General features: G+C 73.3%; 19 protein-coding genes. 10 read left to right on the plus strand and 9 right to left on the minus strand.

Going from position 1 to position 26,159, the window contains the following annotated elements:
* The first annotated feature begins 140 nt into the window (after positions 1-140).
* From ABD080_RS12115 to ABD080_RS12125, 3 genes are all read left to right on the plus strand, one after another.
* Positions 141-3,602 (plus strand): bifunctional proline dehydrogenase/L-glutamate gamma-semialdehyde dehydrogenase, encoded by a 3,462-nt coding sequence (locus tag ABD080_RS12115; protein WP_343905223.1) that lies wholly within the window; start codon positions 141-143, stop codon positions 3,600-3,602.
* Between the two features lie 384 nt (positions 3,603-3,986).
* Positions 3,987-4,934 (plus strand): glycoside hydrolase family 76 protein, encoded by a 948-nt coding sequence (locus tag ABD080_RS12120; protein WP_343905225.1) that lies wholly within the window; start codon positions 3,987-3,989, stop codon positions 4,932-4,934.
* Between the two features lie 183 nt (positions 4,935-5,117).
* Entirely contained in the window at positions 5,118-6,035 is a 918-nt protein-coding gene (locus ABD080_RS12125) for a helix-turn-helix transcriptional regulator (protein WP_343905227.1), read from the plus strand.
* Here ABD080_RS12125 and ABD080_RS12130 read toward each other — a convergent pair.
* Positions 5,996-6,901, minus strand: a complete 906-nt coding sequence (locus tag ABD080_RS12130) for an aldo/keto reductase (RefSeq protein ID WP_343905229.1) — start codon at positions 6,899-6,901, stop codon at positions 5,996-5,998. The genes ABD080_RS12125 and ABD080_RS12130 overlap by 40 nt on opposite strands.
* Before the next feature lie 176 nt (positions 6,902-7,077).
* A complete protein-coding gene (locus ABD080_RS12135) occupies positions 7,078-8,460 on the minus strand; it encodes a UTP--glucose-1-phosphate uridylyltransferase (RefSeq protein ID WP_343905231.1) in 1,383 nt (460 codons plus the stop codon).
* Between the two features lie 361 nt (positions 8,461-8,821).
* On the opposite strand from ABD080_RS12135, the gene metG reads away from it, so the two are divergent.
* From metG to ABD080_RS12150, 3 genes are all read left to right on the plus strand, one after another.
* Positions 8,822-10,612, plus strand: coding sequence for a methionine--tRNA ligase (metG, locus tag ABD080_RS12140; protein ID WP_343905233.1), 1,791 nt, complete (start codon positions 8,822-8,824; stop codon positions 10,610-10,612).
* A 77-nt stretch (positions 10,613-10,689) separates the two neighbouring features.
* Entirely contained in the window at positions 10,690-11,913 is a 1,224-nt protein-coding gene (locus ABD080_RS12145) for a Fic family protein (protein WP_343905235.1), read from the plus strand.
* Between the two features lie 49 nt (positions 11,914-11,962).
* On the plus strand, positions 11,963-12,172 hold the full coding sequence (locus ABD080_RS12150; protein ID WP_343905237.1) for a hypothetical protein: 210 nt from the start codon (positions 11,963-11,965) through the stop codon (positions 12,170-12,172).
* 42 nt (positions 12,173-12,214) lie between these two features.
* On the opposite strand, the gene ABD080_RS12155 is transcribed toward ABD080_RS12150, so the two are convergent.
* The 7 genes from ABD080_RS12155 to ABD080_RS12185 all read right to left on the minus strand — a co-directional run bounded on the left by ABD080_RS12155 (position 12,215) and on the right by ABD080_RS12185 (position 20,958).
* Positions 12,215-13,129, minus strand: coding sequence for a carbohydrate ABC transporter permease (locus ABD080_RS12155; RefSeq protein ID WP_137770659.1), 915 nt, complete (start codon positions 13,127-13,129; stop codon positions 12,215-12,217).
* Positions 13,126-14,106 (minus strand): carbohydrate ABC transporter permease, encoded by a 981-nt coding sequence (locus ABD080_RS12160; RefSeq protein ID WP_137770658.1) that lies wholly within the window; start codon positions 14,104-14,106, stop codon positions 13,126-13,128. The genes ABD080_RS12155 and ABD080_RS12160 overlap by 4 nt, the downstream gene beginning before the upstream one ends.
* 2 nt (positions 14,107-14,108) lie before the next feature.
* Positions 14,109-15,428: an ABC transporter substrate-binding protein gene (locus tag ABD080_RS12165; RefSeq protein ID WP_137770657.1), complete on the minus strand. Its 1,320-nt coding sequence runs from the start codon at positions 15,426-15,428 to the stop codon at positions 14,109-14,111.
* A gap of 204 nt (positions 15,429-15,632) precedes the next feature.
* Positions 15,633-17,135 (minus strand): MDR family MFS transporter, encoded by a 1,503-nt coding sequence (locus ABD080_RS12170; protein ID WP_343905241.1) that lies wholly within the window; start codon positions 17,133-17,135, stop codon positions 15,633-15,635.
* Positions 17,136-17,303: 168 nt separating this feature from the next.
* Positions 17,304-18,536 (minus strand): FAD-dependent oxidoreductase, encoded by a 1,233-nt coding sequence (locus tag ABD080_RS12175; protein ID WP_343905243.1) that lies wholly within the window; start codon positions 18,534-18,536, stop codon positions 17,304-17,306.
* Between the two features lie 88 nt (positions 18,537-18,624).
* Entirely contained in the window at positions 18,625-19,953 is a 1,329-nt protein-coding gene (locus ABD080_RS12180) for an O-acetylhomoserine aminocarboxypropyltransferase/cysteine synthase family protein (RefSeq protein WP_343905245.1), read from the minus strand.
* Between the two features lie 138 nt (positions 19,954-20,091).
* Positions 20,092-20,958 (minus strand): siderophore-interacting protein, encoded by an 867-nt coding sequence (locus ABD080_RS12185; RefSeq protein WP_137770653.1) that lies wholly within the window; start codon positions 20,956-20,958, stop codon positions 20,092-20,094.
* A 108-nt stretch (positions 20,959-21,066) separates the two neighbouring features.
* Here ABD080_RS12185 and ABD080_RS12190 point away from each other — a divergent pair, with 108 nt between their 5' ends.
* The 4 genes from ABD080_RS12190 (at position 21,067) to ABD080_RS12205 (ending at position 26,150) form a co-directional block, all read left to right on the plus strand.
* On the plus strand, positions 21,067-22,566 hold the full coding sequence (locus ABD080_RS12190) for a phytoene desaturase family protein (RefSeq protein ID WP_343905248.1): 1,500 nt from the start codon (positions 21,067-21,069) through the stop codon (positions 22,564-22,566).
* A 204-nt stretch (positions 22,567-22,770) separates the two neighbouring features.
* Positions 22,771-24,270, plus strand: coding sequence for a peptide MFS transporter (locus ABD080_RS12195; RefSeq protein ID WP_343906096.1), 1,500 nt, complete (start codon positions 22,771-22,773; stop codon positions 24,268-24,270).
* Positions 24,271-24,384: 114 nt separating this feature from the next.
* Positions 24,385-24,873 (plus strand): hypothetical protein, encoded by a 489-nt coding sequence (locus tag ABD080_RS12200; protein ID WP_137770650.1) that lies wholly within the window; start codon positions 24,385-24,387, stop codon positions 24,871-24,873.
* 233 nt (positions 24,874-25,106) lie between these two features.
* Complete coding sequence (locus ABD080_RS12205) at positions 25,107-26,150, plus strand: LacI family DNA-binding transcriptional regulator (protein ID WP_137770648.1); 1,044 nt, start codon at positions 25,107-25,109, stop codon at positions 26,148-26,150.
* Positions 26,151-26,159 lie beyond the last annotated feature (9 nt).

Consider the following 26,159-nt stretch of genomic DNA (forward strand, 5'->3'; position numbering starts at 1 on the left):
CGCCGACCGGTCGGTCGCGCAGGGCAGCAGGATCGTCGATGCGGTCCTGCCCGAGGCCCTACGATGCAAGAGGCGGGGCAGCGTCGCCCCGCGGCCCACCACCCCCGCCGGGGATCCGGCGACCCAAGGAGCAGTGCACGTTGTCCTCGTCCTCCCCTCAGCGCGAGACCCCCCGTCCCACCAGCCTCACCCCGCAGGAGGTCACCGCCCAGGTCAGGGCCTGGGTCTCCGAGGCCGCGACACGGCCCGTGCCTTCCTCCTCGCAGCTCCTCACGGGGCTGCTGCGGGACCCGAAGGGCCTGGACTTCACGCTCGCCTTCGTGGACCGCGTGATCCGCCCCGAGGATCCCCGCGCCGCCGCCGTGGAGCTGCGGCGTCTCGCCCAGGACCCGCCGCGCTTCCTGCCCGCGCCGCTGCGGCGCGTGCTCGGCCTCGGCGGCGCGGCCTCGCGGCTCGCTCCGCAGCTCGTCGTCCCCACCGCACAGCGGGTCATGCGCCAGATGGTCTCCCATCTCATCCTCGACGCCCGGCCCGCCCCGCTCACCGCCTCGATCGCCCGTCTCACCGCGGACGGCACGACGCTGAACATCAACCTCCTCGGCGAGGCCGTGCTCGGCGCCCAGGAGGCCGCGCGCCGGCTCGCCGGGGTGCACGAGCTCGTCGCCCGCCCCGACGTGGACTACGTGTCCATCAAGGTCTCCTCGATCGTCGACCACCTGCCCCTGTGGGCCGCCGCGGAGACCGTCGACCACATCGTCGAGACGTTGCTCCCGCTGTACCTCGAGTCCGCCCGCTCCGAGCACCCCACCTTCCTCAACATGGACATGGAGGAGTACCGCGACCTCGAGCTGACCCTGCAGGTCTTCGAGAAGCTGCTGGACCGGCCCGAGCTCGCCCACCTCCCCGCCGGGATCGTCCTCCAGGCCTACCTGCCGGACGCTCCGCGCGCCATGGAGCGGCTGCGCGTCTTCGCCCGCCGCCGGGTCGCCGCCGGGGGCGAGCCGATCAAGGTGCGCCTGGTCAAGGGCGCCAACCTCGCCATGGAGAAGGTCGAGGCGTCCCTCCACGGCTGGCAGCAGGCGCCCCTGCTCACCAAGGAGGAGACCGACGCCCAGTACGTGCGGATGCTGCTGGACTGCCTGCGCCCCGAGGAGCTCGCGGCGGTGCGGCTCGGCGTCGCCGGCCACAACCTCTTCGACATCGCGCTGGCCCACCTGCTCATGACCGAGCGCGGCATCCCCGGCGGCGGCGAGGGCGGCGTCGAGTTCGAGATGCTCGCGGGCATGGCCCCCGGCCACCAGGCCGTCGTCGGCGAGGCGGTGGGCAGCATGCGGCTGTACGTCCCCGTCGTCCACCCCCAGCACTTCGACGTCGCCGTCTCCTACCTCGTGCGCCGGCTCGAGGAGAACGCCTCCCCCGAGAACTTCATGTCCGCCCTCTTCGAGCTGGACCGCTCCGAGGAGCTGTACGCGCGCGAGGAGGAGCGCTTCTCCCGCTCGCTCGTGCGGGCGCTGCGCGAGGTCTCCGTCGACACCCACCGCACCCAGGACCGCCGCGAGGAGCCGCTCGACGGCGGCCCCGAGCTGGGCGACCCCGCCCTGCCCACGGTGCCGGGACGCTTCCGCAACACCCCCGACACCGACGTCTCCGTGCGCGCCAATCACCTGTGGGCCGGCCAGATCACCCACCGGATCCGCTGCTCGACCCTGGGGACCGACGAGGCCGAGGCGGCGCGCGTGGACACCCTCGAGGGCGTGGACGCGGCGATCACCGCGGCGCTCGAGGCGCAGCGGTCCTGGGCCGCCCTCGGCACCGAGAAGCGGGCGCTGCTGCTGCGGCGCGCCGCCCGCGTGCTCGCCGCCCACCGCGCCGAGCTGCTCGAGGTGATGGCCTCGGAGACCGGCAAGACCCTCGCCCAGGGCGACGCAGAGGTGAGCGAGGCGATCGACTTCGCCCTCTACTACGCCGAGCAGGCGGAGCGCCTCGAGCGCCACGGCGAGCTGTCCCTCGCCCCGCGCCCGCTGACCCTCGTCACACCGCCCTGGAACTTCCCGCTCGCGATCCCGACCGGCGGCACCCTCGCCGCCCTCGTCACCGGCAGCGCCGTGATCATGAAGCCCGCCCCGCAGGCACGGCGCACCGGCGCCCTGATCGGGGCGCTGCTCCACCAGGCCGGGATCCCCGAGCACGTGCTCACCCTGATCGACGTCCCGGAGGACGAGGTGGGCCGCGCGCTCATCACGGATCCCCGGATCGACCAGCTGATCCTCACCGGCGCCTACGACACGGCGAGCCTGTTCTCCTCGTGGCGCCCGTCGCTCCGGGTGCTCGCGGAGACGAGCGGCAAGAACGCGATCATCGTGACGCCGCAGGCGGATCTCGATCTCGCCGCGAAGGACGTCGCCGACTCCGCCTTCGGACACGCGGGCCAGAAGTGCTCCGCGGCGAGCCTCGTGATCACCGTCGGCTCCGTCTCCCGCTCGCGGCGCTTCAACGCGCAGCTCGCCGACGCCGTGCTCTCCCTGCACGTGGGCGAGCCGCTCGACCCCACCGTGCAGATGGGACCGATCATCGAGCCGCCCGGCGAGAAGCTGCTCTCCGGCCTCACCGAGCTCGGCGAGGGCGAGTCCTGGCTCGCGGAGCCCCGGCAGCTGGACGACTCCGGCCGGCTCTGGTCCCCGGGCGTGCGCGTCGGCGTCCGGGAGGGCTCCGCCTTCCACCTCACGGAGTACTTCGGCCCAGTGCTGGGCGTCATCCACGCCGACACCCTCGAGGACGCCGTCCGCATCCAGAACGGCACCGACTACGGCCTCACCGCGGGCCTGCACTCCCTGGACCCCGCGGAGATCGCCTGGTGGACCGAGCACGTCGAGGCCGGGAACCTCTACATCAACCGCGGCATCACGGGCGCGATCGTGCAGCGCCAGCCCTTCGGCGGGTGGAAGCGCTCGGCGATCGGCCAGACCTCGAAGGCCGGTGGCCCGCACTACCTCGTCCATCTCCAGGACCTCGCCGACTCCCCCGCCGTGCCCTCGCGGGAGCAGGACCCGGCGGCCTGGCTCGAGGCGGCGAAGGCCTCGGACCGCGATCACCTCGCCGGGCTGCTCGCCCCGCGGGACGTGCAGGACCTCCACGGGGAGATCAACGTGCTGCGCCACCTGCCGCTGCCGGTGCTCGTGCGCGGAGCCGCGGGGACGAGCGCGGCGGAGATCGAGCGGGTGCTGCACGCGGCCGCGACGGCGGGCGCCCCGGTCGAGGTCTCCCTCGCGGACCCGGCGCTCCTCGCGGTCGCCGTCGCCGCCGGGCAGGAGCCCGGGGCGGTGCGCGTCGAGGACGCGGCCGCGTTCGCGGGCCGGATCGCCATGCTGGACCAGCACCGGGTGCGGGTCATCGGCGAGGTCGACGACGCGCTGCGCGCGGCGCACGCCGAGCGGGTCGAGGTGGGCCTGTTCACCGGCCCCGTGCTCGCGAGCGGCCGCGTCGAGCTGCTGCCCTTCCTGCGCGAGCAGGCGATCAGCGCGACGGCCCACCGCTACGGCAACCCGCTGCCGCATCCGCTGGACCTCACGGGCGGCCGGGGCTGGGAGCGCGGCGAGCTGTAGGCCCGCCTCCCCCGGTGGGGCGGCGCCGGGGTGCACGGTCCCTCCGGGGAGCCGGATCCCCGGTTCCCGGGACGTGGCGGGAGGACGCGGGTAGGGTTCCGGGACCTGTCCTCGGTCGCACATCGAGGTGCCCCCACGTCCCTGCAGGTCCCCCTCCGCCCCACGGCGCTCCCCCTGTCCACCGACGCCGCCGGACGAGCTCCCGGCCCGGCCCGGCGCCCGCTCCTGCTCGCCGCGGCGGCGGGCGCCGTCGCGGCGCCCGTCCTCGGCTCCGCCGCGATCGCCCACGCGGCGCCGTCCCCCGGCCCCGCGGAGCGCCGACGCCGCGCCCTCGCCGTGACCGACGCGATGCTTAGCGCCTTCCGCGCCGAGAGCGATCCCGACATGCTCCAGGAACGCGTGCCCCGGCAGCCCGACGACCCGGAGTTCTGCTACGTCTGGCCGCTGTCCCAGGCCCGCGCCGCCGTGACCGAGCTGCTCGCCGGGCTCGACGCGGGCGGCCCGGACGCCGGCGACGCGAGCGCCGTCGAGGAGGCCGACGCGGCGCTGATCCGCGCCCAGGAGCACTACTGGTACCCCGAGGGCGGTAGCACCGGAGTGCCCGGGTACACGGCCGCGACGAACTCCGAGCAGGGTGCGAACGGCGATTTCTTCGACGACGACAACGACTGGATCGCGCTGCTGGAGATCGAGCAGCACCTGCTCACCGACGGCGCCGCGGGCGACCTCGAACGAGCGGTGGAGCTGCTCGAGCTGCTCCGCTCCGGGGAGGCGACCGACCCGGGTCTCCCCTCGCCAGGAGGGATCTGGTGGACCCAGGCCGACTGGAACGACGACCGCAACACCGTCTCCACGGTCCCCGCCGCGAAGCTGGCCCTGCGGGTGCACCAGCTGACCGGGGACGCCGCGGCGCTCGAGGACGCCCTGCGCTGGCTCGACTGGACGCGCGGGGCGCTGCTCTCCCCCGAGGGTCTGTTCTGGGACAACGTGAAGCTCGACGGCACGATCGACCGCACCTTCTGGGCCTGCAACCAGGGCGTGCCGCTCGCGACGGAGGCCCTCGCCCACGAGATCACCGGGGACCGGGTCCACCGCGACCGCGCGCTCGATCTCGTCGCCGCGATCGAGGAGCACTGCTCCCCGCTCGAGGAGGGCGGCCCGCTCGACGAGCAGCCGCTCCAGTTCACCGCGATCCTGCTCGCCGGCATGCTCCACGCGGAGGCCCTGCTCGGCGCCCGGGTGGGCGGTCGCCGCACCGTGCAGGCCGTCGCGGAGCGGCTCTGGCGCACGCGCCGCGACCCGGCGACGGATCTCGTCACCGGCTCCCGGTAGACGGACGTGGGCACGCACCTCCTCGACCAGGCGGGTCTCGCGCGCATCCTCGCGCTCGCCACGCTGCCCCGGAGGGCCTGGCGACACCTGAGCTGATCCGCCCCGGGGCCCCGGGTGGTGCCGCTGCCCGGGTGGTACCGCCGGAACCTCCCGGATCGCCGCAGGCGCACCTACGCTCGTGGGATGAGCCTGCAGTCCGACGTCCGCGACTTCCTCACCTCGCGCCGCGCCCGCCTCACCCCGGACCGGGCCGGTCTGCCCGCGTACGGCGGCCATCGGCGGGTGCCCGGGCTGCGCCGCGAGGAGGTGGCGATGCTCGCGGGGATGAGCGTGGACTACTACATCCGCCTCGAGCGGGGGAACCTCTCGGGTGCCTCCGGCTCGGTGCTCGAGGCGCTCGCCCGCGCGCTGCAGCTCGACGAGGCGGAGCACGACCACCTGCTGGACCTCGCACGGCGCGCCGACGTCGGCACGCGCCCGCCCCGCTCGACCTCCTCCGCGCGCTGTGTTCCCGCGGTGGTCCAGCAGGTGCTCGACGCGATCACCGACGCCCCCGCGTGGGTGCGCAACGCCCGCCACGACGTGCTCGCGGCGAACGCGCTGGGACACGCCCTCTACGCGCCGCTCATGGAGAGCCCCGTCCGTCCCCTCAACACGGCCCGCTTCCTGTTCCTGGACCCCGCCTCCCGCACGTTCTTCCGGGACTGGGAGCGCTCCGCGGACGACGTCACCGGCATGCTCAGAATCGAGGCGGGGCGCCACCCCGGCGACCGGGACCTCAGCGACCTGATCGGCGAGCTCTCCACGCGCAGCACGGAGTTCTCGGTGCGCTGGGCGCGGCACGACGTCCGCTTCCACCGGGCGGGCTCCAAGCGCCTGCACCATCCGGTGGTCGGCGACCTGGACCTCGACTACCTCGCGATGGACCTCGCGGAGCAGGACGACCTGCGGCTCCTGGTCTACACCGCGGCGCCGGGATCGCCCTCCGCGGACGGCCTGCGCGTGCTCGCGGCGTGGGCCGCCCGCGGTCCGGAAACCGCAGGAGGCCCGACGGCGGGGGCTCAGGCCTCCGGGCCCTCGGGGATCACCATGTCGAAGTAGGCGTCGCTCGGGGTCTCGGGGTCGGGGCCCCCGCGCACGCCGGTCTCGAGGGCGTCGAGGCGGGCCAGCTCCTGCTCGTCGAGCTCGACCTCGAGCGCTTCGAGGTTCTCGCGGATCCGCGAGGGCGTGACGGACTTGGGGATCGCCGAGCGGCCCTGCTGGAGGTGCCAGCGGAGCATGACCTGCGCCGGGGTCGCCCCGTGCGCGGCGGCGATCTCCCCGATCGTGGGGTCCTCGAGCACGCTGCGGCGGGCCTCGCCCCAGCCCGGGTAGAAGGTGATCCCGCCGATCGGCGACCAGGCCTGGGTGAGCACGCCGTGCTCGGCGTCCTTCGCCTGCACGTCCGCCTGCTGGAAGTAGGGGTGCAGCTCGACCTGGTTGACGGCCGGGACGACGGAGGCCTGCTCGAGCAGGGCGTCGAGGTGGCCGGGCATGAAGTTGCTGACGCCGATCGCGCGCACCTTGCCGTCGGCGAGCAGTGTCTCGAGCGCCCGGTACGCCTCACGGGTGCGCTCGAAGCGGGTGGGGATCGGCTGGTGGAGGATCAGCAGGTCGAGGGTCTCGACGCCGAGCTTGCCCGTCGCCTTGTCGAAGGCGTGGAGGGTCTGGTCGTAGCCGTAGTCGCTCACCCACACCTTGGTCTCGAGGAACACGTCCTCGCGGGCCACGCCCGAGCGGCGCAGGCCCTCGCCCACCTCGCGCTCGTTGCCGTAGGCGGCGGCGGTGTCGATGTGGCGGTAGCCGGCGCGCAGCGCCGTGTCGACCGCGGCGGCGGTCTCCTCGGGCGGGCTCTGGAAGACGCCCAGTCCGATCGGCGGCATGGTCACGCCGTTGTTCAGGACGAGATCGGGGATCGGTGCGGTCATGTGCTGCTCCTTCGTCGGTGGTCGGATCCCATCCGACCACCCCCCGGGAGCGCGTGGGAGTCCCTGGCGTTCCGGGGACCGGCAGTACCTGTCACACGGGGGCAGGACGCGGAGCGGGCCCCGGTCCTCGAGGAGACCGGGGCCCGCTGTCCAGCAGCAGAGGGAGGTGGAAGGGATCAGCCCTCGGTGCCCACGCGGGCGCCCTCGGGGACGGTCCCGCCCTCCTCGCCGAGCACGGCCGCCCCCACGACGGAGACGTCGGCGCCGAAGGTCCAGTCGCCCTGCACGTCGAGGCTCGTCGCCTCCTTGAGGGAGGGGACGCCCTGGGGGAAGCGCAGCTCGAAGTCGCCGATGAGCTTGTACGGCTCGGAGGTCAGCGACACCCCGGGGACCGTGTCGACCTTCTGCACGAGCGCGCGGCGCTCGTCGAGGTCGTAGACGTCAGAGCGCACGAGCAGCAGGTCGCTCGTCGCCTTCACGGGGAGGAAGCGGTCGCGGCCCACGACGATCGCGGTCGCCCCGTCGAACACCTCGATCGCGGCGCCCATCGCCGACTCGATCTGGTAGACGGGCGTCGAGGTCTTGTCGCCGGGGTCGACGGTCTTCTCGTTGCGGATGAGCGGGAGGCCCATGACGCCGCCGCGCTCCTTGAGGATCGCGTCGAGCTTCTCGAGGTCCCACCACAGGTTGTTCGTGTGGAAGAACGGGTGGCGGTGCTCGTCGGTGAAGTAGTCCATCTCCTCCGGCGGGGTCTGCGCCGTGTCGCGCAGGATGAGCCGGCCGTCGGAGCGGCGCACGGCGAGGTGGCCGCCCTTGCGGTCCGCGGGGGTGCGGCGGCACAGCTCGGCGGCGTACGGGGCGCCGGTCGAGGCGAACCAGCCGGCGAGGACCGGGCTCGGGACGGTGCCGAGGTTGTCGGAGTTGGAGACGGAGGCGTACTTGAAGCCGGCGTCGAGCAGCTGCTGGAGCAGGCCGGAGGTCTGCAGGGCGGTGTAGATGTCGCCGTGGCCGGGCGGGCACCACTCGAGATCGGGATCGGGGTCCCAGGTGACGGGCTGGAGGCCGTCCACCGTCAGCTTGGGCTCCTTGTTCTGCAGGAAGTCCAGCGGTAGGTCGCCCACGGGGAGGTCGGGGTGCTTCGCGAGCACCTCGAGTGTGTCCTCGCGGGTGCGGAAGGAGTTCATGAACACGAGCGGCAGGCGGGAGCCGGTGGCGCGGCGGGCCGCGAGGACCTGCTCGACGATGAGGTCGAGGAAGCTCTTCCCGTCCCGCACGGGCAGCAGGGACTTCGCGCGGTCCATGCCCATCGAGGTGCCGAGGCCGCCGTTGAGGTTGATGACGACGAGCTGGTCGAAGGCGCTCTTCGCCTGCGCCGGGTCGATGGTCACGTCCTCGAGGCGGGGCGGGTCGAGGTAGGGCTCGATGGTGTCCTCGGGGATCGACCCGGTGACGCCCTCCTCGAGTTGACCGTAGTAGTGGGAGAAGACGTCGATCGCCGTCTGCGCCACGCCGGCGTCGGCCATCTTCCGCTGTGCGGCCTGGAGTCCTTCGTTGCTCATGCGCACCAGCGTATCCGGAGGGGGCCCGCTCCTCCTCCCCCGACCCGCGCCCGGTGCGCGACGGGGCCCGGAGCCCGGCGGGAGTCCGCCCGCGGGCGCTGCTCGAGGAGGAGCGATGACCGCCACTGATCCGGCCCCCACCGCAGCCGGCCGCCCGCCCGTCGTGGACGAGGCCGCGGGGGTCGAGATCGCGGATCCGACCCCCGCGCGGCTGATCCTCACGCGCCACGGCCCGTGCGAGGCCGGGGACCCTCCCGCACAGGAGCCGGTGGGGACCGGCGCAGATCCGGGAGAGGAGCTGGGGGGCTCCTGCGCGGCCGGGGGCGCCCGGCGCCTCCGCCCTCCCCTAGAATCGGTCCCCATGAGCACAGTCCTGTCCGCGGTCGCCTGGCCGTACGCCAACGGTCCCCGCCACATCGGCCACGTCGCCGGCTTCGGCGTCCCCTCCGACGTCTTCTCGCGCTACATGCGGATGGCCGGCCACGACGTGCTCATGGTCTCCGGCACGGACGAGCACGGGACCCCGATCCTCGTCGCGGCGGACGCCGAGGGCGTCACCGCCCGCGAGCTCGCGGACCGCAACAACCGCGTGATCGTCGAGGACCTCGTCGCGCTGGGCCTGTCCTACGACCTCTTCACCCGCACCACGACCCGGAACCACTACCAGGTGGTCCAGGACATGTTCGTGAGCGTGCGGGACAACGGCTACATGATCGAGCAGACGGGCCACGGCGCGATCTCGCCGTCGACCGGGCGCACGCTGCCGGACCGCTACATCGAGGGCACCTGCCCGATCTGCGGGGCGCCGGGCGCGCGCGGCGACCAGTGCGACACCTGCGGCAACCAGCTCGACCCGACGGATCTCATCGACCCCGTCTCCCGCATCAACGGCGAGACCCCGGAGTTCGTGGAGACCACGCACTGGTACCTCGACCTGCCCGCCCTCGCCGGCGAGCTGGGCCGCTGGCTCGACGAGCGGGAGGCGACCGGGCTGTGGCGCCCCAACGTCATCCGCTTCAGCCAGAACATCCTCAAGGACATCCGCCCCCGCGCGATGACCCGCGACATCGATTGGGGCATCCCGGTCCCGGGCTGGGAGGACCAGCCCACCAAGCGCCTGTACGTCTGGTTCGACGCCGTGATCGGCTACCTCTCCGCCTCCATCGAGTGGGCGCGGCGCAGCGGCGACGCCGACGCGTGGCGGAAGTGGTGGAACGATCCCGAGGCGCTCACCTACTACTTCATGGGCAAGGACAACATCGTCTTCCACTCCCAGATCTGGCCGGCGGAGATGCTCGCCCAGAACGGGAAGGGCGATCGCGGAGGCGAGCCGGGCCGGTTCGGCGAGCTGAACCTGCCCACCGAGGTGGTCTCCTCCGAGTTCCTCACGATGGAGGGCCGGAAGTTCTCGAGCTCGAAGAACATCGTCATCTACGTGCGCGACGTGCTCTCCCGCTACCAGCCCGACGCGCTGCGCTACTTCATCTCCGCCGCCGGCCCCGAGAACCAGGACGCGGACTTCACCTGGTCCGAGTTCGTCTCGCGCACGAACAACGAGCTCGTCGCCGGCTGGGGCAACCTCGTGAACCGCACCGCGGCGATGATCGCCAAGAACGTGGGCGAGATCCCGGAGGCCGGGAAGCTCGAGGAGATCGACCGCGCGCTGCTCGAGCAGATCGAGGCGGGCTTCGAGACGGTGGGCTCGCTCATCGCCGCGCACCGCCAGCGGGCCGCGATCGCCGAGGCCATGCGCCTGGTGGGCGAGGCGAACCGCTACGTCTCCGAGACGGAGCCCTTCAAGCTCAAGGCCGAGGAGCAGCGCCCGCGCCTGCTCACGGTCCTGCACGTGCTCGCGCAGGCCGTCACGGACCTCAACACGATGCTCGCGCCGTTCCTGCCCTTCTCCGCGAACGCGGTGGAGCGGGCGCTGGGCGGGGAGCTGGAGATCGCGCCGCTGCCGCAGCTGCAGGAGGTCGAGGACCTCGACGGCGGCCCGGCGTACCCGATCATCACGGGCGACTACACGGGCGTCCCCGCGTGGGGGCACCGCGAGGTCGTCACCGCCCGGCCGGTCGCGAAGCCCACACCGATCTTCACGAAGCTCGACCCGAAGATCGTGGACGAGGAGCTCGACCGCCTCGGCACCGACTGATAGGTCCTCCGACCCCTCCTGGACCGCCGACGGCTCCTTGCTTTCACTTTCCGAGAAACGGTAAGCAAGGAGCCGTCGTGGTTGCACTTCCGCCGCTCGCGGTCCCCCCGCTGGGCCACCGCGAGGGACGCTGGGCCGTCCGGGACTCCGGCCTGCTCTCCCGCCGTGCCCGCGCGGCCGGCACCGGCACCTACCGTGCCGCGCTGCCGGCCCCGATCGCCTCGCTCCCGCTCCCCCTCCCGGCGGATCTCGCGGCCGACGTCGCCGACGCCGAGGCCGCGCTCGTCGGCCTGGACCGCGAGACCGCGGCCGCGCTCGGCGAGGACGCGCCCGTGCTCGGCCCCATGGGCGCGATCCTGCTGCGCACGGATTCCGCCTCGAGCTCCCAGATCGAGGACCTCACCGTCGGCGCCCGGCAGCTGGCGCTCGCGGAGCTGCGGGAGTCCTCGAGCGCGAACGCCGCCCTCGTCGTCGCGAACGTGCGCGCGATGGAGGCCGCGCTCGCCCTGGCCGACCGCCTCGACCTCGCGGCGGTGCTCGACATGCACCGCGCCCCGCTGGGCGACGACGCCGTCCGCGGCCGGGGCGCCGGCCGCCTGCGCGAGCAGCTCGTCTGGGTGGGGCGCAGCGCGAGCTCACCGGTCGGGGCGGGCTTCGTCGCCCCCGAGGCCGAGGACGTGCCCGCGGCGATGGAGGACCTGCTCGACTTCGTCGCCCGCACGGACCTGCCTCCCCTGCTGCACGCGGCCCTCGCCCATGCCCAGTTCGAGACGATCCACCCGTTCACCGACGGCAACGGCCGCACCGGGCGGGCGCTCGTGCACGCCATGCTGCGCGGGACCGGCCTCCTGCGCACCGTGACCGCGCCGGTCTCCGCGGGACTGCTGCGGGACGTGGGCGGCTACACCGCGGCGCTCACGGCCTTCCGCGACGGAGACGCCCGGCCGGTGGTCGAGGCGTTCACGGGCGCCGCCCGGTACGCGGCGACGACCGGAGGGGTGCTCGTGCGCGATCTGCGCGCCGAGCTCGCCCGCTCCCGGGAGGCGCTGCGGGGCCTGCGCCGCCAGGCGACCGGGCACCGCCTCCTGCCGCTGCTCGTGGGCCAGCCGGTGATCGACGCCGCCTACGTGCGCGGCGCCCTCGGCGTCGCGGACCCGACGGCGCACCGCGCGATCACCCAGCTGGTCGAGGCCGGGGTGCTCGTGGAGCGCACCGGCGCCCGCCGCAACCGGGTGTGGCACCATCCGGGCATCCTCGCCGTGCTCGACGACTATGCCGACGCTCTCCGCCGCGAGGGCTGAGCAGGATCCGCGACTCGCCCCGGGCCCGGCGCCGTGGGACGATCGCCCCATGAGCCAGCGATGCGATCAGTGCCGGAGCAAGATCCGCGGGACCCCGCACCGCACCTACACGGGCAGGATCCTCTGCGAGCGCTGCAACGACCGCCTCACCGGCGCGACGGCCGGCGCGATCGTGGGCGGCGGCCTGCCGAACATGATCTCCACCGCCGGCTGGTACCAGCGGGCGAAGAAGGCCATGCGCCCGAGGAGCCGCGGCTGACCTGTCCCCGGTGGAGCGCGCTGCCCCGCCGGGGACGGCCCCTCACTTGACGCTGCCCGCCGCGAGGCCGCCGATGATCCGGCGCTGGAAGGCGAGCACCATGATGATCAGCGGCACCGTGACGATCACACCGGCGGCCATCTTCGTGCCGTAGGGGGTGTCGAACTGCGAGATGCCCGTGAACTTCGAGATCGCCACGTTCGCCGTCTGCATCTCGGGGCGGTTCACCATCGTCAGCGCGATGAGGAACTCGTTCCAGGCGGCGATGAAGGTGATGATCGCCGTGGTGAACATGCCCGGTGCGGCGAGCGGCAGGATGACCCGCACGAAGGCCCCGAACCGCGTCGTGCCGTCCACCATGGCCGCCTGCTCGAGCTCGACGGGCAGCTGCCGGAAGAAGGCGTTGAGGTTCCACACCGCGAGCGGCAGCGCGAAGGAGATCGACGGCAGGATCATCGCCTGGTAGGTGTTGATCCAGCTCCAGGGCCACCAGTCGAAGCCGCCCGTGAAGAGCTTCAGCAGCGGCACCACCAGGATGATGACGGGGAACATCGACGTCGCGACCACGAGGAACATGACGAGCACCTTCCCGCGGAAGCTCAGCCGGGCCAGCGCATAGGCGCCGAGGGTCGCGAGGAGCAGCACGAGCACGGTCGTGCCCCCGGCGACGACGAGCGAGTTCCCGAGCGCCCTGCCGAAGTGGTTCGCGGGGTCGAAGACTGCCCGGTAGTTCTCCACGCTGATCGGCCACGGGATCAGCGCGGTCGAGCGGCCGTCGCTCGGCCGCCGCAGCGAGGAGATCAGCATCCAGACGAACGGGGCGAGGCAGTACACGAGGATCAGCGCCATGCCGATCCCCACCACGATCGCGCCGAGGCGTCGGCCCCGCCGTGCCGCGCTCGCCCTGTCGGCCCCGACCGGGACCTGGTCGCGCGGGGAGGTCGTCGTCGTGCTCATGGCAGGTCTCCTTCGGCGGTCGTGCGCAGGCGGCGCGGTCGTGCCCGACGGGCGCGCCCGTCGGCGTCCCCGATGACGTCCGCCCCGAGGCCGCGGACGAAGATCACCGCGACGAGGCAGATGTAGAGGAAGAGGACGACGGCGTAGGCGGAGGCCATGCCGAAGTCGGTCTTCGAGGCGGCGTCCGCCGCGAGCATCGAGAGGGTCTGCCCCGAGCGGAGCCTCCCCAGCAGCACGTACGGCAGGTCGAACATGCGCATCGCGTCGAGCAGGCGGAACAGCACGGCCACCATGAGCACGGGGCGCACGAGCGGCAGCGTGATCCGCCAGAAGGTCTGCCAGCGGTTCGCCCCGTCCACCTTCGCGGCCTCGTAGACCTGCTCGTCGATGGTCTGCAGACCGGCGAGGGTGAGCAGGCCGATGTAGGGCGCCGTCTTCCAGATGTCCGCGATGAGCACGGCGGCCTTCGCCTGGAGTCCCTCGGTGGTCCACAGGATCTGCTGCCCGATGATCTCGTTGGCGATGCCGTTCGCGTCGAAGATCAGCTGCCACATCAGGGCGGAGACCACGGTCGGGATCGCCCAGGGCACGAGGATCGAGGCGCGGATCAGTCCGGTCGCCCGGAGCGCGCGGGCCATGATCAGCGCCATCGCGACACCGAGCACCGTCTCGATCGCGACGCCCACCACGGTGAAGAGGGTCGTGTTCCAGAAGGCGTTCCAGAATCCCGCCCCCGCCCCGGAGGAGGTGAAGGCGTCGAGGTAGTTCTGCAGGCCCACGAAGGTGTCGCCCTGCTGGATGATCCCGGTGGTCGGGTCGATCTCGTCCCCGCCCTGGAACAGCGACTGCCGCACGGACAGCACGAGGGGGAAGCCGACGACGAGGGCGAGCAGCAGGAGCGTCGGGGAGAGCAGGAGACCTGCGAGGCCCTCCTGGCCGTCGCCCCGTGCCCGGCGCCGGTGCGCGAGCGTGCTCATGCTCAGCTCTCGACGAGACCCGTGAGCTGCTCCTGCAGCTGGGCGAGGGCGTCGGCGGCCTCCGCCTCACCGGAGATGCAGGAGTACGCCGCCTCCTGGATGGCCTGGGTGACGTCGCCGTACTTGACCACCTGGGGGCGGCTGACGCCCTTGTCGATCGCGCTCTTGAGCGTGTCGAGGAACTCGAAGGTCTTCGCGACCTCGGCGTCCTCGTAGACGGCGGCCGTGGCCGTGGGCGTCGCGGTCTCGATCATCCAGGCCTTCTGCTGCTCGAGCGCGGTCATGAAGGCGATGAAGTCCACCGCGGTGCCCTTGTTCTTCGCGAACGCGCTGATCGCGTAGTTCGCGCCGCCGATCGTCGAGGTCCCCTCCCCGGCGACCGCCGGCACGAGCGAGACCTGGACCTTGTCGACGACCTGGGAGGAGCCGTCGTCGTTCTGGAAGTGGTCCCACACGTACGGCCAGTTCTGGAGGAAGATCAGCTTCCCGTCCTGGAAGGCCTGCCGGGACTCCTCCTCCTTGTAGGTGAGCGCCTCCTGGGGGATGTGGCCCTGGTCGAACCCGTCGCGAAGGGTCTGCAGGGCGGTGGTGGCCTCGGCGGAGTCGGCGTGCGGGGCGCCCTCGGCGTCGAAGATCTCGCCGCCCGCGGAGGCGACGACGTCGGTCAGCTGGCAGGTGAGGCCCTCGTACTTCGCGTACTGGGAGCCGAAGCCGTTGATCTCGGGATGCTTCTCCTGGACCTTCGCGACGATCTCCCACATCTCCTCGAAGGTCGCGGGCGGCTGGTCGTACCCCGCCTCCTCGAGCAGGTCTTTCCGCGAGAACAGGAGCTGGGCGTTGGTGGTGAAGGGGACCGCATAGAGCTTGTCGAAGTAGGTGCCGGTGGTGACGGTCGCGGGGATGAGGGCGTCGAGGTCGAACGTGTCCTCGGGCAGGGCCACGACCCATTGGTTCGCCGCGAACTCCGCCGTCCACACGACGTCGAGGCCGAGCACGGTGTAGGAGTCCGACTTCGCCTGGGCGTTGGAGATGAACTGGGAGCGCTGGTCGTCCGCGCTCTCGGGCAGCTCGATGAGGGTGACCTGCTCGTCGGGATGGTCGTCGTTCCAACGGCTGAGGAAGTCCGCGAGCGCGCCGGTGGTGTCCTTCCCACGGGCGAGCGTGATGGGGCCGCGCTCCTCGAGATCGATGCTCGTGCCGCCGCCGTCGGAGGAGCCGGAGTCCCCGCCGCTGCTGCAGGCGGCGAGTCCGGCCGCGGCGGCGGCGAGACCGCCGACGGCGAGGGCCGAACGGCGGGTGGTGAGCGGGAGGGACCTGGTCATGGGGACTCCTTCGTCGCAGTCGTCCGCGGGTGCACGGGAGCGCCCGGGTCTGGCGAGAGTATGTCGTGAGTCACATCACGGGAGGTTGGTCCGTCGGCGGTGACCTATTCGTGACCTCTGACCGGAGAAGCACGACGGCCGCGCACCCGGAGGGGTGCGCGGCCGTCGAGGGACCGGGGCGGAAGCCCGGTCGGGAGGTGAGGCTCAGTGCCCGTGGCCCCCGGCGGGAATGTCCTCGGTCTCCTCCGGCTTGCGGACCAACCAGGCGAGGACCACCGGGAGCAGCGCGATGAAGGCGGCCACGAGGAACGCGGCGCGCGCTCCGGGGGCGCCGGCCGCGGCGGTCACCAGGCCGTCCTGCTCCCCCGTGTGGAGGATGCTCGAGTACAGGCCGATGAGCACGGCGACGCCGGCGGCGCCGCCCACCTGCTGCAGCGTGTTCAGCGCGGCGGAGCCGTGCGAGTACAGCCGCGGCACGAGCGAGCCGAGCGAGGCGGAGAACAGCGGCGTGAAGGACATCGCGAGGCCCACGCTCATGACCGACTGCACGATCATCAGCACCGGCCACGGGGTCGTCTCCGACACCGTCGCGTAGTAGAAGAGCGATCCCGCGATCATGATCGTGCCGGGCACGAGCAGCGTGCGCGGCCCGTGCGCGTCGTAGATGCGTCCCATGACGGGGCCCAGCAGGCCCATGAGGATCGAGCCCGGCATGAGGATCAGCCCGGACAGCAGCGCGTCGAGCCCGGCGACGTTCTGCAGGTACTGCGGCAGCAGGGTCAGCGTGCCGAACATGGCCATCGCGATGACCGCCATGATGACCACGGAGATCGTGAAGTTCCGCGAGAGGAACACGCGCAGGTCCAGGAGCGCCGCGTCCTTGCGCTGCAGGGTGAGCTGGCGCCAGGCGAAGCCCGCGAGGATCACGATGCCGAGGGCCAGCAGGATCCCGCCGGAGGTCTGCGCCGTGGTGCCCGGGATGACCCCGGTCGCGGAGCCCTCCGCGGAGTGGGAGCCGAACAGGCTCAGGCCGTACACGATGCCGCCGAAGCCGCCGGCGGAGAGCACGATGGAGAGCACGTCGATCGGGGCCTTCGTGGTCTCGCCGAGGTTCGTCATCCACTTCGCGCCGAGCAGGAGGGCGATGATCGCGATCGGCAGGACGATGCCGAACAGCCAGCGCCAGCCGAGCGTGTCCAGCACGAGGCCGGAGAGCGAGGGGCCGATTGCCGGGGCGAGCGAGATGACCATGCCCACGCGGCCCATCATGCGGCCGCGCATGTGCGCGGGCACGACGTTCATCATGGTCGTCATCAGCAGCGGCATCATGACGCCGGTGCCGACGGCCTGGATCACGCGCCCGCCGAGCAGCATCGGGAAGCCCGTCGCGAGCAGGCTCACGAGGGTGCCGAGCGTGAACGCGCTGATCGCGGCGAGGAACACCTGGCGCGTGGTGAAGCGCACCAGGAGGAAGCCGGTGGTCGGGATGACCACGGCCATCGTGAGCATGAAGGCGCTCGTGAGCCACTGGCCGAGCTCCGGCGGCAGGCCCAGATCCGCGTTGAGGTGCGGGATCGCGATGCCCATCGTGGTCTCGTTGAGGATCGCCACGAACGCGGCGACCAGCAGCAGCCAGATGACGCGCATGCCCTGCGGGTCGATCTCCGGTTGCGCGGCGCGCGCGGCGGTGATGTCGGTGGTGGTCATGCGTCTCCTGCATGGGAACGGACGGCCGTCAGCGGGTGACGGCCGCTCGGGGCGGACGGGAAGGGGGGCGGCCACCGGGGAGGAGGCGGGCACGGGTGCGGCCGGGCGATCGGGGCTGACCGCGGCCGGGGACGGCTACGGGAGATCGCAACGACGCCCCGCAAAGGACTATTCCCGGGACGGGGCCTTTCCGCCAGGTTTTTTGTGCGCGTCGCCGGCGAGGGTGACCAGCAGCTCGGTGACCGCCGCGCGCCCGGCGCGGTTCGCACCGATCGTCGACGCGCTCGGACCGTAGCCGAGGAGGTGGATGCGGGGATCAGCGGCGACCGCGGTCCCCTGCATCCGGATCCCGCCGGCGGGGCCGTGGAGGTGGAGGGGTCGTAGGTGGCGCAGCTCGTGGCGGAAGCCGGTCGCCCAGAGGATGACGTCGACGGCGCGCCGTCGACCCTCGGCCTCGAGGACGCCGTCGGGGAGGATCCGGGTGAACATCTCGTGGCGGTGCAGCAGGCCGCGGTCGACGGCGGCGCGCAGGGCGGGTGTCCAGGCGAGGCCGGTCGCCGAGACGACGCTGCGCACGGGGAGCCCGGCCTCGACCCGCTCGGCCACGCCGGCGACGGCGAGCCGGCCCGCCTCCTCGGTGAAGGGCTCGTCGCGGAACACGGGCTCCCGCCGCGTGTACCAGGTGGTCTCCGCGACGCCTTCGAGGTCCAGCAGGAAGCCGAGCGCGCTGATCCCACCCCCGACCACCGCGACGCGGAGGCCGGCGAGGTCCTCGGCGCGGGTGTACTCGGCCGTGTGGAGGGTGCGGCCGCGGAAGTCGCGCGCCCCGGGCACGGCGGGGACGAAGGGACGGGTCCAGGTGCCGGTCGCGTTCAGCACCGCGCGGGTGCGCAGCGGCGCGGGGGCCGGCCCGCCGTCGGTCCGCTCGGCGTGGACGCGCAGCAGCGGCAGTCCGGTCGCCGGATCGGGGGGTGAGGTGCGGTCGTCCTCGACGCGGGTGACGCGGACGGGGCGCAGGATCGGCAGCGGGTTCCGCCCTTCGAAGCGGGCGAAGTAGTCGGGGACGGCGCGGCTCGCGGGCTCCTCGGGGACGGGCTCGACGGGCGGCATGCCCGGCAGCTCGCGGATCCCGTTGACCGTCGCCATGGTGAGCGCGTCCCAGCGGTGGCGCCAGGCTCCGCCGGGACCCTCCTCGGCGTCGAGGACCACGACGCCCGGTCCCCCGGGCGGCGCCCCCTCGATCGGTGACGGCGCTCCCGGGGCGTGGGCGCCGCGGCGCAGGAGGTGGTGCACCGCGGAGAGCCCGGCCTGGCCCGCCCCGATCACGACGGCGTCGACGACCCCGACCGCGTCGACGACGCGGGCCTCGCCCGGGCGGGCGGTGCTGGCGGGAGCGCTCATGACGCGGTCAACCGGCGTCGGCCCGATCGTGTTCCCCGGGGCGACGGGGCTCACGCCGGCCGGCGCGCCGACGGACCGGCGGGAGCGCTCAGACGGCGGCGGTCTCGGTCGCGGCGGACGCGGCAGCGGTGACCTCGGGGGCGAGGCGGCGCACCGCGGCGAGGCCCCGCTGCAGATCCGTCCAGAGGTCCTCGAGGTCCTCGAGCCCGGCGCTCAGGCGCACGGTGCCCGGGGTGACCCCGCAGATGCCCCGCTGGGCCTCGGTGAGGTGGGAGTGCGTGGTGGTGCCCGGATGGCACACGAGCGAGCGGACGTCGCCGATGTTCACGGCGATGGTCCACAGCTCGAGAGCGTCGGTGAAGGCGCGGGCGCCCGCCTCCCCCGCCGGCAGGTCCACAGAGAACACACCCGCGGTCCCGAGCGGGAAGTCGCGCTCGGCGATCGCACGGTCCTCGCGGTGGGGCAGCTGCGGGTGGTTGACGCGGAGCACGCCCGGCTCGGCGTCGAGCCGCTCGGCGAGGGTGCGCGCGGTGCTGCTGATCGCCCGCATGCGCAGGTCGAGGGTCTCGATGCCGAGCAGCACCTGCTGGGCGCTCGAGGCGGGCAGGGTCGCCCCGAAGTCGGTCATGTACTTGGCGCGGGCGAAGGCGAGGAGCCCGGAGCGTCCGTGCTCGTACTCGCGGGCGAAGGTCACGCCGAAGCGTGCGTTGCGGGTGGTCAGGCGCGGCCAGCGCTCCGGACATCGGCGCGGGTCGAACCGGCCCGTGTCGACGATCAGCCCGGCGAGCGTGGTGCCGTGCCCTGCGAGGTACTTCGTGGCGGAGTGGACGACGACGTCGGCCCCGTGGTCGCCGGGCCGGTACAGGGCGGGGCTCGCAAGCGTCGAGTCGACGACGACGGGGACGTCCCGCTCGTGGGCGATCCGGGCGATCGCGGGGAGGTCGACGAGCTCGCCCCCGGGGTTGGCGATCGACTCCACGAGCACCGCGCGGGTGTCCTCCTCGATCGCCCCGGCGAGGGCGTCGAGGTCCCACGGGTCCACGACGGTCGTGCGCACACCGAGATCGGCGAGCGTGTCGTCGAGGAACTCGGTGGTGCCTCCGTACAGGCGCTGCGAGGCGACGACGTGGGTGCCGGGGGCGAGCAGCGCGCACAGCGCGATCGTCACCGCCGCCTGGCCGCTCGCCACCGCGATCGCGTCGGTGCCGCCCTCGAGGGCGGAGATCCGCTCCTCGAGCACGGCCGTCGTCGGGTTGCCGGAGCGGGAGTAGGCGTAGCCCTCGGTGCGGCGGGCGAAGAGGTCCTTGAGCGAGTCGTGGTCGGGGTGCGCGTAGGCGCTCGTCGCGTAGATGGGCGGGTTGACGGCGCGGTGCGCGTCCTCGGCTCGCCACCCGGCGTGGATCGCGGCTGTGCTCATGGTGTCCTCCCGTGCTTCGCTGTGGGTCCACCGTGGCGCACGGGAGGGGCAGGGGTGAAGGTTCGTGAAGAACTGTTTCGCCACCTGCCGGTGCGGTCCTCCCAGCCGCGGTCGCCGCGGGAGGGAGGACCGTGGGGCTCAGGAGTCGATCGCGCCGATCGGCTCGCGCTTCTCCGCCTGGAACTGGTCCTCCACCCGTCCCAGCGCCCAGTACGCGGAGATCGAGAGCTGCTCCTTGGGGACGCCCCGCTCGGACACGAGCAGGCGACGCAGCGACTTCGTGAGGCCCCGCTCGGCGTGGCAGAACACCTGCAGGCCGCTGACGTCGGAGAGGTCGAGGGTGGCGGCCTCGGAGAGCAGCTGCTCGCGCTCCCCCACCACCCAGCGCAGCTCGACGCCGGCGGGGTGCGGGATGTCCAGCGCGTCGTCGGCGTGGTCGAGGTGCACCAGGGCGGTGCCCGTCGCGTGCGCCGGCAGCGACTCGAGGGCGGCGGCGACGGCGGGGAGCGCCGCGTGGTCCCCGAGGAGGAGGTGGCGGGCGGCATCGGGGTCGGGCGTGTAGGCGCCGCCTGCCCCGCTGAGGGCGATGCGGTCCCCGGGCAGCGCCTCGTCCGCCCAGCGCGCGGCGACGCCGGCGATCCGGGTGCCGCCGTCGGCGTCCTCCTCGGCGTGGAGGACGACGTCGAGGTCGAGGGCCTGCTCGGCATCGTGCCAGCGGCGCACCGTGTAGGTGCGGCGCACGGGGAGCTTCTCCGGGGCGGCCTCGCGGATCGCGTCGAGGTCGTAGGGCGGGGTCAGCCCGGAGGAGGGATCAGCGAGCAGCAGCTTCACGTAGGAGTCGGTGTGCTCGTTGCGACGCAGGAGCCCGAACTGCTCTCCGCCGAGGCGGATCCGCAGGAGTCGCGGGGAGATCCTGGTCTTGGCCTGCACCTCGAGCACCGCCTGCACCCGCTGGGGGCGCTTCTGCGGGGCGGGGGCGGCGGTCGCGGTGCTCGTTCTGTCCATGCCCGCCAGATTACGCGCAGATCCTGTGACGAAAAACAGCTGTCCAGCAGACGGTGCCGTGGGACCGCCGTCCCCGCACGGCGCGCCGACCCCGGATACCGTGGGCCCATGAGCGCCGCGCCCCGTCCGCACGAGCACGACGTCGTCGTCGTCGGCAGCGGGCCCAACGGCCTCGCCGCCGCCGTCACCCTCGCCCGCGCCGGGCTGGAGGTGCTCGTCCTCGAGGCGACCTCCACCCTCGGCGGCGGGTCCCGCACCGAGGACCTCGGTCTCGCACCGGGCATCCGCCACGACCTCTGCTCCGCCGTGCACCCGCTCGCCCTCGCGAGCCCCTTCCTGCAGCGCTTCGACCTCCCCGCGCGCGGCGTGGACCTGCGCGTCCCCGAGGCCTCCTACGCCCAGGTGATCGGGACGGAGCGCTCGGCCGTCGCCTGGCACGACCTCGACCGCACCGTCGAGGGGCTCGGGGCGGACGGCCCCGCCTGGGGCAGGAGCGTCGGCGCGCTGGCCGCCCACGCAGGGACCGTCGTCGATCTCGCGCTCGGGGACAAGCGCTCCGTCCCGCCCTCCCTGCTCTCCCCCGGCGGCGTGGTCACGGCGGCCCGGTTCGGCGCGCTCCTCGGGCTCCAGGGCACCCCGCTCTGGGACCGGCCGCTGCGCACCGAGCGCGGCCGGGCCCTCCTCGCCGGGGTCGCCGCCCACGCGATCGGGCCGCTGCCCGGTCTCGCCCCTGCCGCGACCTCCCTCCTGCTCGCCTCGCTGGGCCACGCGGGCGGCTGGCCCGTCCCCGTGGGCGGCTCCCAGGCCATCGCCGACGCTTTGCTCGCGGACCTGCGCGCGCACGGCGGGCAGGTGCGGACCGGCGAGCGGGTGCGCACCTGGAGGGACGTGCCGCCCGCGCGAGCGGTGCTGCTGGACACGACGGCGCCCGCCGCGGCCGGGATCCTCGCGAACCGCCTGCCCGGCCGGCTCGAGCGCTCCCTGCGACGGTTCCGGCACGGGGACGCCGCCGCGAAGGTGGACCTCGTGCTCTCCGGGCCGATCCCCTGGCGCGATCCCGAGGTGGGGCGCGCCGGGACCCAGCACGTGGGCGGCACCCGCGCCCAGATGGCGCGCGCCGAGACGCAGGTCGCCGCGGGCCGCATGCCCGAGGAGCCGATGGTGCTCGTGAGCGACCCCGCCGTCGCGGATCCCTCCCGGGCCGTGGGCGGGCTGCGCCCCGTCTGGGCCTACGCCCACGTGCCGCACGGGGACCCGACCGATCCCACCGAGCTGGTGCTGCGCCGGCTCGAGACGATGGCGCCCGGGGTGCGCGACCTCGTCGTCGCCGCGCGCGGCGTCCCGGCCTCGGAGATGGCCGCGCACAACCCGTCCCTCGTGGGCGGGGACATCGCGCTGGGCGCCGTGACGATGCGCTCGATGATCGCGCGGCCCACCGCGACCGCGGACCCGTACCGCCTGGGCGCCGACGGCTGGTACCTGTGCTCCGCGGCGACGCCTCCCGGTCCCGGGGTGCACGGGATGAGCGGCTGGCACGCCGCGCGACGCGTGCTGCGCGATCGCTTCGGGATCCGCGACCTCCCGGAGCTCGCGCCGCTCCCCCGCTGAGGCCGGTCAGGGCCCGTCGCCCCAGGCCAGGGTGACGCAGGGCACCCGTGGCCGCACCCGACGATGCACAGTCATGCACGCGGCTGCATGCAGGGGAACGGGTCACATCGAGGGTTCTCACGTTGATCCGTGAACTTATGCGGCGCAGGATGGATGATCGTGAATTCCACCGGACCCCAGAATCCCCCGCGCCCGCAGGACGCCGTGCCCGCGGGCGCCACCGCCGGCGGCACCGTCGCCACGGCGGGCACCGGCGCCCAGGACCCCCACAACCCCACCGGGAAGACCTTCTTCGGTCACCCGCGTGCGCTCGCGAACCTGTTCAGCGTCGAGATGTGGGAGCGCTTCAGCTTCTACGGCATGCAGGGCATCCTCGCGATCTACATGTACTTCGCGGCGACCCAGGGCGGCCTCGGCATCGACGAGACCACCGCGCTCGGGATCGTCGGCGCCTACGGCGGCTCCGTCTACATCTTCTCGATCCTCGGCGCCCTCGTCTCCGACCGCCTGCTCGGCCCGGAGAAGACCCTCTTCTCCTCCGCCGTGATGATCATGCTCGGCCACATCGCGCTCTCGCTGCTGCCGGGCGTGCCGGGCCTCGTCATCGGCCTCATGCTCGTCGCCGTCGGCTCCGGCGGCCTGAAGTCCACCGCCGCGACGCTCGTCGGCTCGCTCTACGAGGTCAACGACCCCCGCCGCGACGCCGGCTTCTCGCTCTACTACATGGGCGTGAACATCGGCGGCCTCTTCGGCCCGCTCGTCACCGGCCTCGCCCAGGACCTCTGGGGCTTCCACCTCGGCTTCGGCCTCGCCGCGATCGGCATGGCGATCGGCCTGGTCCAGTACGTGCTCACCCGCAAGGGGCTGCCCGAGTCCGTGCACAGCGTCCCCGACCCGCTGCCCCGCTCGCAGTACCCGGTCTGGGCGGCCACCGCGCTCGTCGTCGTGGTCGCGATCATCGTGCTCGTCGCGACGGGCCTCGTGAACCCGGGGAACCTCGCCACGATCGTCTCCGCGCTCGCGGTGATCGGCGCGGTCGTCATCTTCGCCCTGCTGCTGCGCAGCCGGAAGCTGGACGCCGACGAGCGCTCCCGCGTGGTCGCCTTCATCCCGCTGTTCATCGGCACCGCCGCGTTCTTCGCGCTCTTCCAGCAGCAGTTCACCGTCATCACCCTGTACTCGGACACGCGGCTGAACCGCTCCGTGCTGGGCTGGGAGATGCCGATCTCCTGGGTGCAGTCCTTCAACCCGTTCTTCATCATCGTGCTCGCCCCGGTCTTCGCAGCGCTGTGGACGAAGCTCGGCAGCCGCAACCCGATCACGCCCACCAAGTTCGGCGTGGGCATCATCCTCATGGGCTCCGCCTTCGTGCTCTTCCTGCCGATGGCGGCGATCACCTCGGTGCCGGTGCTGTGGATCGCGCTGATCATGCTCGTCGCGACCCTGGGCGAGCTGTGGATCTCCCCCGTGGGCCTCTCGCTCGCGACGAAGCTCGCGCCGCGCTCCTACCCGGTGATGATGATGGCGCTGTACAACCTCGCCGTCGCGCTCGGCACGTCGCTCTCCGGCTCGCTCGCGACCTTCTACTCCGCGGATGCCGAGGTCGGCTACTTCGGTGTGCTCGGCGCGGTGACGATCGGCATCGGCGTCATCATGCTGCTCATCGCCCGCCCCGTCTCCCGGGGGATGCGCGGGGTGCGCTGATCCCCTCCTGAGCCCTCGCGGCCGGGTCCCGACGGGCCCGGAGCCGCGAAGGTCACACCACGGCCCGCCGGGACGATGTCGCTCATCGTCCGGCGGGCCGTTAGCGTGGAACGCATGCTCACTCTCGATGAACTCGGGCTGAACGCGGCTTCCGGCACCTGGGAGCTCGACGCCTTCCACGGCGACGGGGAGGGCGTGCTCACGTCCGATGCGCGCCTGGCCCGGTCCTGGACCCGCTCGCCCGCGGAGGATCTCCCCCCGCTGTCCCCGGCGAGCGGTCTGACCCTGCACATCTCCGACGACGGCCACCTCGACGAGGAGGCCGCCGCCGGCGCCGACGAGCAGGTCGACATCTTCGCCTCCGATGGCGTGCTCGGCACGACGGCCGACGCCTTCCCGGGCCGCGTGCTGTGCGAGGGCGGCCGGCTCTTCGTGCTCTCCGACGACGAGGAGCCCTGCGGCATGCGCCGCCTCTCCGACGGCGACACCGAGATCCTCGACGAGCTGCGCCCCGCGGGCGACCAGCTGCTGCGGATCGTCTCCGTGGTCACCGACGACTCGACGCTGCACCGCTTCGTCTACCGCTACTCGCGCGCGGACTGACCCGCCTGCGCGTCCCCGCCCCGCTCAGGGACGCAGCACGACGAGATCCGCGGTGGCCCGCGTCATCGCGACGTAGCGGGAGACGGCACCGGCGACGCCCTCCCCGAGGCCGTCCGGGTCCGCGAGCTCCCCCCCCCCACCTGGGCGTATCCTGCTCACGGCGGACGGATCGGGGGAGCCTCCGCGCCGCATCCGTGTCCTCCCCCTCCTCACGCACCGGAGCGCACTGCACCATGCCGCGGCCCTCGGCCCGCCCCACCATCGCGACGATCGCCCGTGACCTCGGCATCTCCCCCGCGACGGTCAGCTACGCCCTGAACGCGAAGCCCGGGGTCAGCGCCGCCACCCGCGATCGCGTGCTCGCGCACGCCGCGACCGTCGGATGGACGCCGCACTCCGGTGCCCGCGCCCTGCGGCAGGGGCGCAGCGGCAACGTCGGCCTCGTGCTCGCGCGTGACCCGCGCGAGGTCTCGCACGAGCCGTTCTTCGCCGCGCTCACCGCGGGCATCCAGTCCGCCGCGAGCGACGCCGGACGGGAGCTGCTGCTGCGCTTCGTCGCGGGCGGCGCCGAGGAGGAGATGACGGTGTTCCGCTCGTGGACGGAGCAGCGCCGGGTGGACGGCGTACTGCTGCTGGACCTCCATATCGAGGACCCTCGGCCGGCGCTCCTCGCCGAGCTGGGCCTGCCCTTCGTGGTCCTCGGCGCATGGGAGGGCAGCGGCCCCGGGGTGCGCCTGGCGGGGGCCGAGGCGGCCGACGCGGCGACGCTCGTCGAGCACCTGCGCACCACCGGGAGGGACGCCTGTCTGCAGCTCACGGGACCGCTGGTCTACGAGCACGAGCACCGGCGCACGGAGCTCGTGGCCGGGCTCTGCGCCCGTGCCGGCATCGCGCACGCGGCGGTCTCCGCGCCGTACACGCGCTCCGGCGGCGAGGAGGGGCTGCGACGCCTGCCGCTCGACCTCGGGGAGCGCCCGGCGGTCGTCGCCTCGAGCGACCTGCTCGCGCTCGGGGCCCAGCGGGCGCTGCTCGCCGACGGCCGTGCCGTGCCCGGGGACGTCGCGGTGCTGAGCTGGGACGACTCGGCCATAGCGGAGAACGTCGATCCGCCGATCACCGCCCTCGCGCGTCGCCCGTACGAACAGGGCCAGGAGGCGGGATCACTGCTGCTGGGACTGCTCGACGGCGGCGCGACCGCGGGCACCGTGCGCCGCTCCGCGCCGTCGCGGCTGATCGTGCGCGCCTCGAGCGTCGATCCGGGGGCGGGACCGCGTTGACACCGTCCT

Origin of the sequence: Brachybacterium rhamnosum, assembly GCF_039526185.1 — a bacterium.
In the GTDB taxonomy this organism is placed as follows: domain Bacteria; phylum Actinomycetota; class Actinomycetes; order Actinomycetales; family Dermabacteraceae; genus Brachybacterium; species Brachybacterium rhamnosum.

Coding starts and splice junctions, on each gene's coding strand:
- ABD080_RS12120 (WP_343905225.1), top strand. CDS start 3,987: ATGCTCCAGGAACGCGTGCCCCGGCAGCCCGACGACCCGGAGTTCTGC.
- ABD080_RS12125 (WP_343905227.1), top strand. CDS start 5,118: ATGAGCCTGCAGTCCGACGTCCGCGACTTCCTCACCTCGCGCCGCGCC.
- ABD080_RS12130 (WP_343905229.1), bottom strand. CDS start 6,901: ATGACCGCACCGATCCCCGATCTCGTCCTGAACAACGGCGTGACCATG.
- ABD080_RS12135 (WP_343905231.1), bottom strand. CDS start 8,460: ATGAGCAACGAAGGACTCCAGGCCGCACAGCGGAAGATGGCCGACGCC.
- metG (WP_343905233.1), top strand. CDS start 8,822: ATGAGCACAGTCCTGTCCGCGGTCGCCTGGCCGTACGCCAACGGTCCC.
- ABD080_RS12150 (WP_343905237.1), top strand. CDS start 11,963: ATGAGCCAGCGATGCGATCAGTGCCGGAGCAAGATCCGCGGGACCCCG.
- ABD080_RS12155 (WP_137770659.1), bottom strand. CDS start 13,129: ATGAGCACGACGACGACCTCCCCGCGCGACCAGGTCCCGGTCGGGGCC.
- ABD080_RS12160 (WP_137770658.1), bottom strand. CDS start 14,106: ATGAGCACGCTCGCGCACCGGCGCCGGGCACGGGGCGACGGCCAGGAG.
- ABD080_RS12165 (WP_137770657.1), bottom strand. CDS start 15,428: ATGACCAGGTCCCTCCCGCTCACCACCCGCCGTTCGGCCCTCGCCGTC.
- ABD080_RS12170 (WP_343905241.1), bottom strand. CDS start 17,135: ATGACCACCACCGACATCACCGCCGCGCGCGCCGCGCAACCGGAGATC.
- ABD080_RS12175 (WP_343905243.1), bottom strand. CDS start 18,536: ATGAGCGCTCCCGCCAGCACCGCCCGCCCGGGCGAGGCCCGCGTCGTC.
- ABD080_RS12180 (WP_343905245.1), bottom strand. CDS start 19,953: ATGAGCACAGCCGCGATCCACGCCGGGTGGCGAGCCGAGGACGCGCAC.
- ABD080_RS12185 (WP_137770653.1), bottom strand. CDS start 20,958: ATGGACAGAACGAGCACCGCGACCGCCGCCCCCGCCCCGCAGAAGCGC.
- ABD080_RS12190 (WP_343905248.1), top strand. CDS start 21,067: ATGAGCGCCGCGCCCCGTCCGCACGAGCACGACGTCGTCGTCGTCGGC.
- ABD080_RS12200 (WP_137770650.1), top strand. CDS start 24,385: ATGCTCACTCTCGATGAACTCGGGCTGAACGCGGCTTCCGGCACCTGG.
- ABD080_RS12205 (WP_137770648.1), top strand. CDS start 25,107: ATGCCGCGGCCCTCGGCCCGCCCCACCATCGCGACGATCGCCCGTGAC.